The organism is Antarctobacter sp., from assembly GCF_034670325.1.
GTDB lineage: Bacteria > Pseudomonadota > Alphaproteobacteria > Rhodobacterales > Rhodobacteraceae > Antarctobacter.
On the sequence record NZ_JAXMNR010000003.1, the window covers coordinates 13286 to 28596 of the forward strand.

The 15311-nt window shown below is 61.4% G+C and carries 9 protein-coding genes and 1 pseudogene; 5 read left to right on the forward strand and 5 right to left on the reverse strand.

Annotation, left to right across the window (positions count from 1 at the left end; all coding sequences use genetic code 11):
• Positions 1-222: 222 nt before the first annotated feature.
• From VOI21_RS08040 to htpX, 3 genes are all read left to right on the forward strand, one after another.
• The gene (locus VOI21_RS08040; protein WP_323769289.1) at positions 223-2073 is read left to right on the forward strand and encodes a Na/Pi symporter; all 1851 of its coding nucleotides are present in this window, start codon (positions 223-225) and stop codon (positions 2071-2073) included.
• A gap of 46 nt (positions 2074-2119) precedes the next feature.
• Positions 2120-2368 (forward strand): hypothetical protein, encoded by a 249-nt coding sequence (locus tag VOI21_RS08045; RefSeq protein ID WP_323769290.1) that lies wholly within the window; start codon positions 2120-2122, stop codon positions 2366-2368.
• Positions 2369-2679: 311 nt separating this feature from the next.
• Entirely contained in the window at positions 2680-3603 is a 924-nt protein-coding gene (gene htpX, locus VOI21_RS08050) for a zinc metalloprotease HtpX (protein ID WP_323769291.1), read from the forward strand.
• A 47-nt stretch (positions 3604-3650) separates the two neighbouring features.
• Here the strand turns inward: htpX and VOI21_RS08055 are convergent, their stop codons facing one another.
• The 5 genes and pseudogenes from VOI21_RS08055 to VOI21_RS08075 all read right to left on the reverse strand — a co-directional run.
• Positions 3651-4502 (reverse strand): ABC transporter permease, encoded by an 852-nt coding sequence (locus VOI21_RS08055; RefSeq protein WP_323769292.1) that lies wholly within the window; start codon positions 4500-4502, stop codon positions 3651-3653.
• Positions 4499-5356, reverse strand: a complete 858-nt coding sequence (locus tag VOI21_RS08060; protein WP_323769293.1) for an ABC transporter permease — start codon at positions 5354-5356, stop codon at positions 4499-4501. The genes VOI21_RS08055 and VOI21_RS08060 overlap by 4 nt, the downstream gene beginning before the upstream one ends.
• Positions 5356-6441 carry an ABC transporter ATP-binding protein gene (locus VOI21_RS08065; RefSeq protein WP_323769294.1) on the reverse strand — a complete coding sequence of 362 codons (1086 nt, stop codon included), beginning with the start codon at positions 6439-6441 and terminating at the stop codon, positions 5356-5358. The genes VOI21_RS08060 and VOI21_RS08065 overlap by 1 nt, the downstream gene beginning before the upstream one ends.
• 51 nt (positions 6442-6492) lie before the next feature.
• Positions 6493-7554 carry an extracellular solute-binding protein gene (locus tag VOI21_RS08070; RefSeq protein ID WP_323769295.1) on the reverse strand — a complete coding sequence of 354 codons (1062 nt, stop codon included), beginning with the start codon at positions 7552-7554 and terminating at the stop codon, positions 6493-6495.
• A 211-nt stretch (positions 7555-7765) separates the two neighbouring features.
• Positions 7766-8177, reverse strand: a pseudogene (locus VOI21_RS08075) (transposase); the annotation flags it as partial.
• Between the two features lie 407 nt (positions 8178-8584).
• Here VOI21_RS08075 and VOI21_RS08080 point away from each other — a divergent pair.
• Together VOI21_RS08080 and VOI21_RS08085 are read left to right on the forward strand one after the other, a co-directional pair.
• Entirely contained in the window at positions 8585-10168 is a 1584-nt protein-coding gene (locus VOI21_RS08080; RefSeq protein ID WP_323769296.1) for a C1 family peptidase, read from the forward strand.
• Positions 10169-10177: 9 nt separating this feature from the next.
• Positions 10178-15034, forward strand: a complete 4857-nt coding sequence (locus VOI21_RS08085) for an OmpA family protein (protein WP_323769297.1) — start codon at positions 10178-10180, stop codon at positions 15032-15034.
• Positions 15035-15311: the final 277 nt, after the last annotated feature.

Consider the following 15311-nt stretch of genomic DNA (forward strand, 5'->3'; position numbering starts at 1 on the left):
GCAAGGCCCCCTAAATTGCTGCGTGAACGGAATTGCAATCATCACAGGTCGCGCAAATGCCGATATGACCCACATCAAGGACGGTTTTTCGCGTTTCGATATGTTCCCAGATTGCAACAGGCAGAAAAGAGGGCGGCCCGTGAGAGGTGAAATGCTTCAGACCAAACCAGCCAAATACGGCCTGCCCTTGCCGGCGCTTGCGCAATTTGCGGGTTTGACGGCGTGAAGCGCTATCTGCTTCCGGTCGCAATCGGTGCGCTTCTGCTGGCCTTCTGGTTCAGCCCGGACGCACAGGAAATTGCGGCAGGTGTCGCGATATTCCTGTTCGGCATGCTGATGCTTGAGGACGGGTTCAAGCTGCTCGGCGGGGGCACTTTGGAAAGGCTGCTGGAGCGGGCAACCCAATCGACGCCCCGAGCGCTCTCGTTCGGGATCGTCTCGACCACTCTGTTACAATCCAGTTCACTGGTCTCGATCGTCACCATATCGTTTCTAAGCGCCGGTCTGATCTCTTTGATCGGCGGTGTCGGGATCATTTTCGGAGCGAATATCGGGACGACAACAGGTGCCTGGCTGGTTGCAGGGCTTGGGCTCAAGGTCAATATTGCGGCCTACGCCATGCCGATGATCGCCATCAGTATTGTCCTCGTGTTCCAGAAATCCAAGCCGGTACGGGGCTTTGGCTATGCTCTGGCCGGATTGGGCTTTCTGTTTCTCGGCATCCACCACATGAAAGAAGGGTTCGACGCTTTCAAGGACCAGATCGACCTGACGCGATTTGCGTTGTCCGGTCTTCTGGGCCTGTTCGTCTATTCCCTGATCGGCACCGCAGCGACTGTCGTCATGCAGTCCAGCCACGCCACCATGGTTCTGATCCTCACGGCGCTTGCAGCCGGTCAGATCAGCTATGAGAACGCGCTTGCGCTGGCGATCGGGGCGAATATCGGCACGACGATCACCGCGATCATCGGTTCGCTTGGGGCAAACTTTCAGGGCAAGCGTCTGGCGCTGGCACATCTCATCTTCAACATGGCCACGGCAGTTGTTGCGCTGGTCCTCATTGTGCCGCTGCGCGAAGTGGTAGACTGGATCAGCGATCTGGTGGGAATCGCGCCGTCTGATTTTGCGATGAAACTGGCTGTGTTCCATACCATCTTCAACGTGTTGGGCGTTGCGCTAATGCTGCCGTTCCTGACCCGGCTTATCACCTTCCTCGAACACCGCATCGTCGAACCCGTCCCGGATGTCAGCCGCCCCCGCTACCTGAACGAAGCCGTCGATGAATTCCCGCAGACTCTGGAAGTCGCCCTTCGAAAAGAGGTGTTGCATCTCTATGAAAATGCGGCGGAACTGATCCTGCACGGGTTGAACCTGCATCGTGACCAGGTTTTTGGCACTGACGATATTGCAGAGTTGGTCCGGCAAAGCCGAACACCGCTCGAACTGGACCTTAAAGAGGGCTATGAGCGTCGTGTGAAAACGCTGTACTCGGGCATCGTGGAATTCAGTGCGCGTGCCGGTGACAAGCGGATCGCCCCCGACATTGCAGACCGCATTTATGATCTGCGCGACGTCGCAAGCAATATCGTGCAGGCGGTGAAATCGATCAAACACATCCGCAAGAATGTCCTGCGCTACACGGTTCGCCCCTATGGCGTGACAACCGATCTTTACGACGAATTGCGCACAGAGATTGCGCGGATCGCGGCGGAGATCCGCAAGCTCGGTCTTGCCGAACCGGAAGATCGCAGCGCGCTCTGGCTTGACCAAGAACGCGCCCGGATCGAAGAGGATGCCCGCTCCACCTCACAACGCGTCGACGCCCTCATTCGCAAACGAGAGCTGACGCCCGAGGCTGCCACGTCGTTCATGAACGACTCTGGTTACGCCTATGACGGCATGCGCGATCTGATCGAGGCCGCCCGCAGCTATTACATCGAGCGTGACAGCGCCATGGCTGAAGTAGAGCGCATTTTGACGCTCGACGACGAAGAGCTGGACGAGGCAATGGCCGGCCGTGACGGCGGACCGCACCGGCACGCGTCCGAGACGACAGTCACGGATCTGTCATGAAGTACGGTCATGATTTGTCCAATGGACAGGATTTGGAGTGCCGAAGATGGGACTGAAAAAGCTTGCCGCAAAGGTGGTGGACTACAATGAGCGCCTCGACAGCGGCATGGCGAGTGAGATCAAACCACTACATGTGAAGAAGGTTTTGCAAAAGCTGCGCTCAAAGTCGACCGAACTGGAAGGCGAGATCGCTTCGGCCAAAACCGCCGAAAAGAAGGCCCGCCTGGAGGGGAAGCTCCAAATCGCTCGCGCCCATATCACTCGCGCGGAATGGCTCTTGCAGGAACTGGGCTGAGGTGCCGCTGGTTTCCTGAATACCTGTCTTGTTCGGCTTCTGCTGACGTGTTTCGAAGTCGACTGGCGACAACAGGGGCTATGGTGTGCTCGTATTTGAGCTTCGCAGATCACCCGGTTTTTTGCCCAGTCGCGCCATCTGCGCCACTGGCAGCCAGTAAAGACCAGTCATGTCACCGTTCAGTTTTCGGACGGTGTGTCGCGCTGTAGGGACGGTCCGGTTTGCCTTTGTTCTCGGCGCACCTGCTTGCGCAGGTCAGAAGTCTCCCCATATTTTCTGGACTTCCCCAAGGTGATGTCCGGGAGACGATGATGGGTTATGTGAAAACAGCGATGCTTATGGCGGCGATGACCGCGCTCTTCATGGGCGTGGGCTATCTGATCGGCGGATCGGGTGGCGCGGTGATTGCGCTTGTCGTCGCGGCGGGCATGAACGTTTTCACATGGTGGAACTCGGACCGCATGGTCCTGCGGATGCACAACGCCCAGCCGGTGATCCCCGGTGACCGGATGGGGCTGCACGCGCTGACCGCCGATCTTGCGCGGAACGCGGGCCTGCCCGCGCCAGCGGTCTACCTGATCGACACGCCACAGCCCAATGCCTTTGCAACCGGGCGTAACCCCGCGAACGCTGCCGTTGCCGTGACCTCGGGCCTGATACGCAGTCTAAGCCGTGAGGAACTGGCCGGGGTGATCGCCCACGAACTGGCGCATATCCGCAACCATGACACCGCGATCATGACGGTGACGGCAACCTTTGCCGGTGCCATCTCGATGCTGGCGAACTTTGCGCTGTTCTTCGGCGGCTCGCGAGAGCGGATGGGGATGGTTGGCACACTGGCGATGATGTTCCTTGCCCCTATGGCGGCGGCATTGGTGCAGATGGCGATCAGCCGGACGCGGGAGTATGCCGCCGACAAGGCCGGGGCCGAGATTTGCGGTCAGCCGCTGTGGCTGGCCTCGGCCTTGGAAAAGATCGCTATGGGCGCGGCCCGGATCGACAACGACGCCGCCGAGCGCAACCCGGCGACGGCGCATATGTTCATCATCAACCCGCTGCACGCGCATAAGCGCGATCAGCTTTTTGCGACCCACCCCGCGACAGAGAACCGTGTGGCCGCGCTGCGCGCGATGGCTGGGCGCGGCGGACAGACCGCGCGTCCTGTCGCTCAGCCGATCTCGTCCAGCCGCATTCCCAAGACCCGGAAAAGCAGACGGGCAGGGCCCTGGACCTGACCGGTCTTGCCGAACTCAGGAGGCGGCGCAGAGGGCATCCGACATGCTCAGGTGCGGCGCTGGAACAGGATCACCAACAAGGCCAGCAGCGATGACCCCAGCATCAAGAGCAGCGAGACGGCGTTCAGCAGCGGCGTTGAACCTTCTTTCAGCCTGTCGAACATGGCGATGGTCAGCGGCGCGTCCGAGCCCACCAGCATCAGCGTAGTGTTGAAATTCTCGAAGCTCATGAGGAAGGCCACCACCACCGCGCCGATCATCGCAGGCGCGAGGAAGGGCAGGGTGATCGTGCGCACCGCCGTCAACCGGCCCGCGCCGAGGTTCAGCGCCGCCTCTTCCAGCGTGCGGTCAAACTTTTGCAGCCGGGCCGAGATCACCAATGTCGCGATCGTCGTAATGAAACTGAACTGCCCGAGGATCACTAGCAGCAGACCGGGGCGCAGGGCCTGAATGTCCATCTGCGCGACATCCCAGATGCCGTTCGCCAGCGTTGACGAGAACACCAGGATCGAGATGCCCAGCACGATGCCGGGGATCACCAGCGGCAAGAGCATCAGAACGTAGAGCAGCCCCTTGCCGCGAAACTCATACCGGTTGAACAGAAAGGCGTTTGTGGTGCCGACGCCGACCGACAGCACCGCGACACAGGCGGCGACAAAGGCAGAGGTGCCGACCGCGCGAAGGATGCCGCGTTCGTGGAACACGCCGATCTGCGGGCGTTCATCGCCAAAGAACCAGTTCCATGTGAACCCCTCCCACGGCAGCGAGGGGAATTGGCTGTCGTTGAAGGCAAAGATCGCGACCACGGTCAGCGGCAGGGCGAGGTACAGGAAGAACAACGCCACGTAGCCGCCATAGACAAGGCGAAAGGCGCGCGATGAGGGAATGGTCGGGATCATCCCATTGTCTCCTTCAGCGTCCGGCCGGTCAGCCGCAGCATCCCCCAGACGATCACCGAGGACAGCACCAGCAGCATAAAGCCAAAGGCGGCCCCCAGCTCCCAGTTGGAGCGCACGATGAACTGGTTGTAGATCATCTCGGTGAACCACAGGCTGTCTTTACCCCCCAGCATGGTCGGCGTCAGGTAGTTCCCGAGCGACAGCATAAAGACCACGATGCAGCCCGAAACGATGCCGGGCATGGCGTGGGGGATGATGATCTCTCGCAGGACGGACAGACCGCTGCCGCCAAGGTCATAACCCGCTTCGATTACGCTGTCGTCCAGGCTTTCCAGCGTGGTCACCAGCGGCACCACCATGAACAGCATCGAGGTATAGACAAGGCCGACCATCATGGTGGCGTCGGTATAGAGCAGCTCTACCGGCTGATCCGCCAGACCCACCCATTGCAGCAGGTTCGACATGATGCCGGTCTCGCGCAGCAGGATCATCCAGCCAAAGGTGCGCACCAGTTCCGAGACGTAGAAGGGGATGAGACACAGCATGAACAGCACTTGCTGCAACCGCCCCTTCGCCATCTTGGCGATGTAATAGGCCACCGGAAAGGCGATCAGCAGCGTGATCGCCGTGGCCAGCACCGACATGACCGCCGTGCGCCAGAAGGTGCGCAGATACAACGGCTCGGTCAGTGCCTTTTCGTAATGCGTGAGGCTGGTCTCATAGACGCCAAAGCTGATGCGTTCGCGCAGCGAAATTAGCAGCATATCGATATGCGGTATGATAATCAGCAAGCCAAGCCACAGCACCAGCGGCGTCAGCAGCAGAATGAACGTGATACGGGACTGGTGACGCATCACGCGCCCCCGAAACAGGTGGCCTGACCGGCGGCCCAGCCGATATGCACCGTGTCGCCGCGTTTCAGGGTATCGAATTCACCCGATTGTGGCAGCGTGACCTCCAGCGTCTCGCCCACGTCGTCCTGCACCAACACGCGGCTGGCTGCGCCGTTGAACAGGATACTGGTGACGGTGCCTTTCAACTGGTTGTCGAAACGCGACAGCGCCTCGGCGCTGGCGGCAAGACGGATCGATTCCGGGCGGACAAAGATCTCGGCCTTGTCGCCCTCGGACAGGCCCGCGCCACTGGCGCGCATGGCCAGACCGCTATCGGTGCGCAGTTGCAGCGTGCCGCCCTCGGCCCGTTCGATACGGCCCTTCCAACGGTTCGATTCACCGATGAATCCGGCCACGAAAGGCGTGTCGGGCCGATAATACAGGTCTTGTCCGCTGCCCACTTGTTCGAACCGTCCGGCGTTCATGACGGCGATCTGGTCGGACATGACCAGCGCCTCGGACTGGTCATGGGTGATGTAGACGAATGTGGTGTCGAAGGCCGCCTGCAGCGCCTTCAGCTCGACCTTCATGTGCTCGCGCAGCTTCAGGTCCAGCGCGCCCAGCGGTTCGTCCAACAACAGAACGTCCGGTTCCAGCACCATGCAGCGGGCGATAGCCACGCGCTGCTTTTGCCCGCCGGACAGTTCGTCCACCTTGCGGGTGCCGATCCCCGGCAGGCCGATGCGGTCCAACGCCTCATCCACCTTGCGGGCAATGTCGCCTTTGGCCATGCCGCGACGGCGCAGCCCGTAACCGATGTTGTCGGCGATGGTCATCATCGGGAACAGCGCCAGATGCTGGAAAACCATGTTCACAGGACGCTTGTTCGGTGGCGTGTCCAGCACGGACCCACCTTTGATCCGGATGTCCCCTGACGTGGGATCAAGAAAGCCCGCGATCATGCGCATGATCGTGGTCTTGCCACAGCCCGAGGGTCCGAGGATGGAAAAAAAGCTGCCCGGCGGCACTGCAAAGGACACGTTGTCGACAGCCGTTGTATCGCCGAACCGCTTCACGAGGTCGACGCATTCCAGATCAGGGGTCATGTGAATTCCGTAAAAAGGGGCGGCACCCCGCAAAGGGTGCCGCCCGGATGGTCAGTTGGCGGCCTGAACGCGGTCCAGTACTTCGCCTTCGATGGCTTCCAGTCCGGCGGGGACCGGCGGATACCATTTGATGTTGTCGATGGCCTCCTGCGAGAAGCTGGCCTGGTACTTGGCCTTCAGCGCATCTTCGGCAAACTCGTCCGCCCCGGCGGAGGCGGTAAAGTTGCCGGCCGCTGCGGTGATCATCGCCGCGATTTCCGGCTGCATGACAAAGTTGATCCACTCATAGGCGACATCATCGGCCTGACCCTTGGCAGGCAGGACAAAGGTGTCGATCCACCCCAGCGCACCGGATGCGGGCGCGACAAAGGTGATGTCGGCGTTGTCGTCGTTCAGCTTCCAGCCGCCGGTGTCCCATGCCATCGACGCGGTGACTTCACCGGAACGCACGAGGTTCATCAGCTCGTCGCCGCCACCCCAATAGGTTTTGACGTTGGCCTTGCACTCGACCAGCTTGGCCTCGACCTTGCCCATGATTTCTTTGTATTTCTCTTCGTCGCCGTAGGCGGCAAAGGGATCTTCGCCCATGGCAAAGGCAAAGCCGATCAGGGTCGGACGCTTGAGGCGGTAGGACACTTTTCCGGCAACCGCGGGGTCACACAGGTCGGTGTAGTCCTTGACCACGTCACCCGCCTCTGCGGTGTTCAGCACGAGGCCGGAGGTGCCCCAGACATGCGGTACACCGTAAACTTCGTCGCCCACGGTGGTGTTGGCCATTGTCGCCAGCAGCATCGAGGGGATAAACAGGTCTTGGTTCAGCTTCGAGATGTCCATCGGTTTGTAGATACCGAATTCCATCTGCGGGCCCATGATGCGGTCCTGCGACGGCTGAGCAAGGTCAAAGCCACCGCCGCCGGTGGCGCGCAGCTTGGCGATCATTTCCTCGTTATTGGATTTCGTCACTTCGACGGTGTGGCCGGTCTGTTTCTCAAACATCTCCACCACGTCATCGGGGGCGTAACCGCCCCAGGTCAAAAGACGCAGCGTGTCGGCCTGCGAGGCGGAAGCGAGCCCCGCCAGCAGGGTGCTGGCCAGCAGGATGGTTCTGGTCATGGGATGTCCTCTCTGTTGTGTTTTCTTATTCCGGTCAGAATGCGTGCGTCGGACCAAATGGTCAAATTATAGTTCAACGCGAAACGCGTCATTGTCACCCGATTTTGTGAAACCGCCGTGACAGCCCAGTGAATAGACATACAAATTTGGCTCTGACGCAGATTTGGTGCAGTTGCAGCATGCCCAACGCTATCGCAGCATTGGCTCCGCCAATGTAGTCCTGTCGCGCCAGATAACCGTCGCCCTGCTTGAACAGCGTCTCGACCATCCCCGCTTGCGCCAACCCCGCGCGATAGAGCCAGACGGTCTTGGCGTCGGGCTCCCGGTCCTTTAGGCCGAGGAACTGCCCTACCGCAGACGGCTGCACAGTCAGCTGTCCGGTCCGACATAAAGGACAGCAGGTCGCGGACCTGATACTCGATCTGGTCGTCGGACAGGTTGTAGAGCGCGGCCAGTACCAGCGTCTTGAACATCACCACCGCGTCCATCGGCTTGCGCCCGGCCCGGGACTTGCGCTCCGTCTCGGGCTTGCGCCAGACGCGCTCCAGCGCAGGGCGGAACGCCTCCCGGGGCACGTTGGCGTCGATCTCGATCAAGGGGGCTCGCTTGGCATTCAGGCGCACTTAGCGGTCTGAAAGATCAAAGAAACCCATCTGCGCCATCGTCACGCTCCAACAGCCGAATACCCCCCAGCTTATTATCCTAGCGGCCCGGTCAGGGCAAATTTTCGAGGTGCCCTTCTGTCAACTCCACCCACATCACTGCGAGGTGTTTCGCGGGGGCAGGTCAGGTTGACCGAGGTACCTTGGCAATTCCTGCTTTTCATATGTTTGAATGCCAATTACTGTGTCTTCTGATGATATTAGCACGGACATCATTCTCGACCTTCGGGGCTTTTGTACTCGCTTTCAGCGCGCTTTTCCCGACCGTTTCGCTTGGCCAAGAACGCAGCCTCGGAGCAGTGCTTGACCCGCAGGTTTACGCCTCGGTCGCTGCCGCCCCACCACTGACCCGCGGGTCCTACGAGGATATGCCATCAGTTCTTTCGATGCGGGCCTACGTTCCGATTCCGGGCAATCAAGGTGTGCAGGGCAGTTGTGTTGGTTGGGCCACCGCCTATGCGGCCCGGACCTTGATCGCGGCCCGCGCCGCCGAGGTCACGAACCCGCAGGCGAAACGGCAAATGACGCTGTCGCCGGCGTTCATCTTCAACCAGATCCAACGGACGGGCTGTGAAAACGGCATCCTGATATCGGATGCGCTGGCACTCATGACCGAGCAGGGCGTCGCGTCCTTGGCCAGTTTTCCATACCGTGAAAACAGCTGTGTTGCCCTGCCAGATGCGCGAGTGCTGAATGAGGCGTCGGAGTTCCGCATCAAATCCTTTACCCGGCTGTGGGGCAGCAAGTCCCGCAACCGCCATGTGTCGGCCCGACGGGCGCTGGCGGCGGGGCATCCGGTGGTGATCGGCATGTTCCTTCCCGAGAGTTTCGTCGATTTCGACGGCAGCGACTATTTTGCCACGGACGAAGAACGCGCCGGTATGCAGGCGCTCTACGAAGGGCGGCAGTCCACTCTGATCCTTGGCGGTCATGCCATGACGGTGGTCGGCTATGACGACGCGCGCGAAGGCGGCTCGTTCGAGATCGTCAATTCATGGGGCCCGGACTGGGGAGATGCCGGCTTCTTCTGGATCAACTACCGGGATTTCAATCATTTCGTGACGCAAGGCTACGAGATGATCCCGCAAGCGCCCCCCGAGGCTCGGGCTGCGCCCCTGTCGGCCAGCATCACCCTGCGTCATATCACTGGCGACATTCTGCAAGCCCGTCCCGAAAGCGAGGGGTATCGGATCACGCGCGCGCTGCCCTCCGGCACCCGGTTCCGGGTCGAGGCGCAAAGCGATACAGCCGCGAATGTCTATGTGATCGGTGGCGACGCAACAGGCGACTACGTGGCGCTTTTCCCGCGCGGTGGGCGGGTGTCACCGCATCTGGCGGCTGGCGAGACCCTGTTGTTGCCCGGGCCGACCGAGCAGCACTATACCCGACTGAACGACTCCACAGGCACCGATTTCTACATCCTGCTGATCGCCCGCGACCCGCTGAGCGTCGCCGGCGTGGCCGGACGCATGGCGGGGGCCGGAGGCGATGTGCAAGCGCGGCTTGCGGCAGCCCTGGGCGATCGGCTGATCCCGGCAAACTATGTCACCCACATGGCCGACGCCATTGGCGCGCAGTCGGACAGCGCGCAGGGAGACGTGATCGCGCTGGTGCTGAGCATCGACCATGTCGCGCCCGATCCGGCCCTGGTCGACCGGACGGCGCCTTTGATCACCCTGACCGCCCCCGCGCCCGAAGCGTTTGACGACGCGGATGGGCCGATCCTCGTGCCTTCGTCCCTGGTCCAGCTGGACGGCATTGCGCAGGACGAAAGCGCCATCGCCGCGCTGACCGTCACCGGCGCGGTCTCAACCCGGTTCAGCTCGCGCGGGCCGTTTCGCGCTGAACTGGCCTTGCCCGACGGGCCAGGCCCGCACGGCGTGACCATCACCGCGACAGACGCGCTGGGGCAGACTGCCACGCGCCACCTGACCTTCACGATCCAAAACTAGGAGCCTGCCATGTTCCACCGCCTCAAGCCCTTGATGACTGCTGCCCTTCTGGCATTGCCCGGAAGCGCCATGGCGCTGGACTGTGCATTTTGCGCGCGCAAGTCCCCGGATGACCTGATCAAGCTGTCCGTCACGCTGGAAAGCGGCGCCATGCGCGCGCAGATCCGGGCGTGGTTGGCGCAGAACTATCCCGACACCGCGCCGGGCCTGATCGGGCGCGCCTGGGTTGCCGGTCGCAATGGCGCATCGACTGACGAGGTCGTCGCCCTCTACCGGCAGGCCATCGCCAAGGACCCGACGAACCTGACACCTTATATCAATGGCGGCTTCGAGTTTTATAATGCCAAGCGCTATGACGAAGCGTCCGCGCTCTACCGTGCCGGACTGTCCCATTCGAACGGCGATACGCTGCTGACGCGCAACATCTATTTCAACATGCGCAGCGCAGGACGCGCGGCAGAGGCGGACCGCTTTCTGAACGACGCGGTGAAAAAGGGCTACATCCGGCAATGGGGCAAGGCCTTCATCCTTGGGATTGCCGCCGAAACCAACGGCAAGCGCCGCGAGGCGGACCGCTATTTCAAACAGGCGGTCGACGGCGGCGGCGATTTCGACGTGCTCGACCGCTATGCGGGAAACCGCCTGAAATTGCTGGCCGCCCAACGGGCTGATCGCGACACACGGTTGAAGGTCTTTCACGAGGTGGTGCGATGGGCCGAGGACAACGACTCGGCCCCGGCGATGGAGCGGGCGGCGGAAATCCTCAACAAGGATTTCCGCTATTACACCGACGCCGCGAAATACTATGAACGCGCCTTCGAAATGAACCCGACGCCGGAACCGGCGCTGGACGGATACATTGCCGTGGTCAATTATGACTACGGTCTGGCCGAGCGCCTTCTGACCAAGGCCGCCCGCGCCTTTCCCGACAATTTCGAAGTGCAGCGCAACCTGACGTATCACAACTCGAACATCGTGATGGATGCGGCCGCCATCCGCCGCCATGGCCAGGCGGCGGTTGAGAATGCGCCGACCATGGCAGACCTGCGCACCGCGTTGAACACCTATGCCGACGGGCTGGAGGAAATCGGCGATGCCGACACCCCGGTGCGCCTGTTCGAGCAATACCTGCCGCAGATCAGCGGGTCTGCCCGACAGAATATGATGGGTGACTACATCAACAACCGGATCCGCGTGGGGGACTACGCCCGCGCGAGCGCCCTGCTCGAACGGATGGAGCGCGAACATGACCGGATTTCCTCGGCCTGGCTGGGCGTGCGCAAGGCGCGGGTCCGCAACGGGCTGCGCCTGACCGGCGCGCGAGATCGGTTCTATGCCGACAACCCCTTTCTGCTGGACTGGGAGCGCCGCTTTGGCGAAAGCCTGAACGTCTCGGTTGAATTCGCCACTGGCAAGGCGGACCTGCGGTCCTCGGGATTTTCGCTGCTGGATGAGGCGGCAGAAGCGTTGACCGCGCCGGGCGCGGAGAAATACGTGTTCATGATCGAGGGGCATACCGACATCACGGGCACGGATGCGGTGAACTTGCCGCTGTCGCGCGACCGCGCAGCCTCGGTCGAGCGCTATTTCATTGAACAAGCGGGAATCGACCCGTCGCGGCTGCAGACCCAGGGCTTTGGCCCGCGCAACCCGCGCGCCAGCAACGAAAGCGATTCCGGGCGTCAGACCAACCGCCGGGTGGAAATCCGCCCCTACGGTAATCTCAACGCACCGCAGGTTGCCTCGGTCGGGTGGATGAACCTGACGCAGGTGAGCCTGTCCGGCGACGGACGTCTGATGATCACCGGCCAGTCGCCCATCCAGGTCTGGGACCTGGAACGCAATGTGCGCCTGCATGAATTGCCGCTGGGGGTCAGCCACACGTCGGATCTTTCACCCAACGGGCGTTACCTTGCGACGCGGTCGTCCTTCGAGGACGTGACCGGCGCGACCACCTACCAAATGCTGGTCTACGACCTGCGCACCGGCCTGCTGAAATCGCAATTCCGTACCAATCACGCCGTCAACAATGTGCAGTTCAGCCCATTCAGCGACAAGGTCGCCTTTACCGATGCCACCGGCTATCTGCGCGTTTTGACCCTGCGAGACAACAAGGTCAGAACCACCAAGATCGACACCCGGCGCGGCTCTGCCCGGATGCTGTTCCTCAATGACGGCAAGCGCATCCTCGCCACCGCCTCGGGTCAGCATCCCGTGGCCGTTTTCGATGCCGACACGCTGGAAAAGATCGGTCAGTTCCGGCAGGAGGACTGGATTCACAGCTGGGTGCAGTCGGCGGATGGCAACTATATCGCCGCCGTCACCAATGGCCGCGAGCTGCATACATATGACGCGCGCACATACCGCCTGCTGAACCGCCAGCGTCTGCCGGTCAGCAGTTTCAAGATGCGTGCTCACCCGACCAAGCCGCTGGTCATGATCTCGGACCAGTTCGACAGCGACATCAAGCTGGCGCTGGTCGACATGGCCTCGGGTCGGGTGTTGTCCAGCCGCAAACATGACGAGCAGATCATCGGCGACTGGACCCCGGATGGTGCGTTCTACGTGGCGCCCTTCGAGGGCAAACTGACCTGGTTCGATCCGGACACGCTGGAACCCGTCCGTGCGCAGGACAACCTGGCCCGTCAAGGCAAGGGGTTGACCCTGATCGAGGGCACCGACATGGCGATTTCGCGCGACGAGGCGGGCAGTTCCGTCTGGAACCTGCGTACCGGTCGCCGGGTACATCGCTTCGACGTGCCGGTGGCGCAAGGCTGGGCCAAGTTGAACGACAGCGGCTCCGTGCTGGTGTCGGTCACCGAGGACGGGCAGGTCGTGACATTCGACAGCGCCACCTTCCAACACGACATCGCGCTCAGGACCGGGTTGCAGATCGCCGACATGTCGAGCAACGGCGATGACTACCTCGTTCTCGCCAGCAAGCCCGACGACAAGCAGCGCAAGAGCAGCGCCCGCTCGACGATCCTCGTGCTCGAACGGTCGACCCTGCGCGAGGTGCGCCGCTTTGACTATGACATCGTCACCGATGCCACTGGCGGCGATGCGATCTTCCGCACCCGCGTTGATGTCAGCTTGTCCGAGGACGGACTGCTCGCCGTGACCTCGGACTTCGAGATCGGCTACAAGAAGGGTCTCGACGGGTCGACCGTCGTCACGACCTATGACCTTACCAGCGGGCGCGAATTGCAGCGCTTGACGCTCAAGAGTCGCCAGCAGGCGCTGGACTGGACCGACGCAGGCGAACTGCGCGTCAAACGCGACAACACTTGGGAAGTCTTCGATCCGCGGACGGCAAAATCCCTGCGCACAGAGGTGCCGGAGTTTGAATTTACGCGCGACCTGGAGGACGGGCGCAGCCTGCGCTGGTTCTGGGACTACATCGAACTCGACGGCCAATCCATCGCCTTTCCCTACAGCCTGCGGGATGTCGAAATCCGCGATGACCTGAACCTCGCCATCGGTGTGACCAATGGCAACGAGGTGGTCTTTGTCGATCTGCGCACGATGGAAAAGGCGTTGACCATTTCCACCCGAGCCGATGGCGAATGGATCGCCTACGCGCCGGATGGGGGCTTTACCGCGTCGCTCGGCGGGACCAAGGGGGTCTATTGGTCGCTCGGCGACAATTTCCTGCCCTTCGAGGCGCTCAAGAACCGCTATGAACGCCCCGGCCTGATCCGCAACAAGCTGCAGGCCATCGCCAGTGACGCCGCGCCCAAAGCCGAGGACAAGGCACCCGACGTGGCTGCCGACATCTTCGAGGCCCCCTATACCGTCAGCCTGAATTCGTCGGCGGTGGTGCGCACCGAGGAGGACAGCTTTACCCTTGAACTGTCGGTGGAAAAGGCGAGCGCCGACCTGCCCGAGCCCGAGATCGAATATGTGCTCAACGGGCGCCGCGTGCTGAAATCGCGCGGCTTCGAGGAGGACTCCTTTTTTGACGGCAACGAGACCATCGGCCTGTCGCGCAAGTTCGACCTGAACCCGGGCCGAAACGTGATCGAGGCCAGCCTCGTCTGGAAGGATGCCCGCCTGATGACGCAACGCGTCGAGGTCGAGCGCACCTCGAAAAGCGATATCGAACTGCAGGCGGGGGGCCGGACGCTGTGGTTCTTCGGTGTCGGCGTCTCGGATTACGAGATCAGCAGCCAGAACCTGAATTTTGCTCATCGGGACGCCGAGGAACTGGCCAAGCTGGCCGCCGCGCAACAGGGCAAGCTGTTCGATCAGGTCCGCACCAAAATCCTGACCAATGCAGACGCCACCGAACGCAATGTGCGCATCGAGATGAACGAATTCCTCAAGGATTCGGCAGCCGATGACGTGGTGGTGCTGTTCCTCGCGGGCCACGGCGTCACGGACGAGGAACAACAGCTGTATTTCATGACACATGATGCGGACATGTCCCGCCCCTATACGGGTATGAGTGTGGATCGTTTCCGGCAGTTCCTCGAAAACCGGCCGATCAACCAGAGCGCCCTGATGTTGCTGGACATCTGTCATTCTGGCGCCGCTCAGAACAAAGGCCGGGTCGTCGCCGACGACGCGGTACAAAGCCTGACAGATGGGACCGGGGCCGTAGTCTTTGCGTCTTCTTCCGGTTCGCAGAAATCGCTGGAGGATGAAAGTTTTGGTGGCGGGCACGGAGCCTTCACCGCGGCTTTGCTGGCCGGTTTGCGGGGGATGGCCGACCAGACGGTGGGCAACCGCGACGGCTTCAACACGTTGCAGGAGTTGATCGTCTTCGCAACCTCGGAGGTGCCTAAACTGACCGAAGGCCGCCAGCGCCCATCCTATCCACGTTTCGAGGAATCAGTGGACTACGCATTGACCGAAGTGGAGTAATAAAAGTACCCTTTGGACTGCTCTCTGAGTGGTCCAAAGCTGAAATCAGCAAAGCGAACTGACACATCGATGCCGTCGGGGCGCGGTTACATCATCGGAGCCCTTGGGCACACTCGAAAATCTGCGGTGCCGTACCGCAGTTCATATCCGTAGCATTCAAATGAATGGTCCGTTCCTACGGGCAGCCACACGGGTCCGTCGCCGGAACATAGGGTTTCTGCCGGTTTCATGGCTCTCAATAGAATTTGACCGCAGCCGAGGTGATTGCGCGGAACAG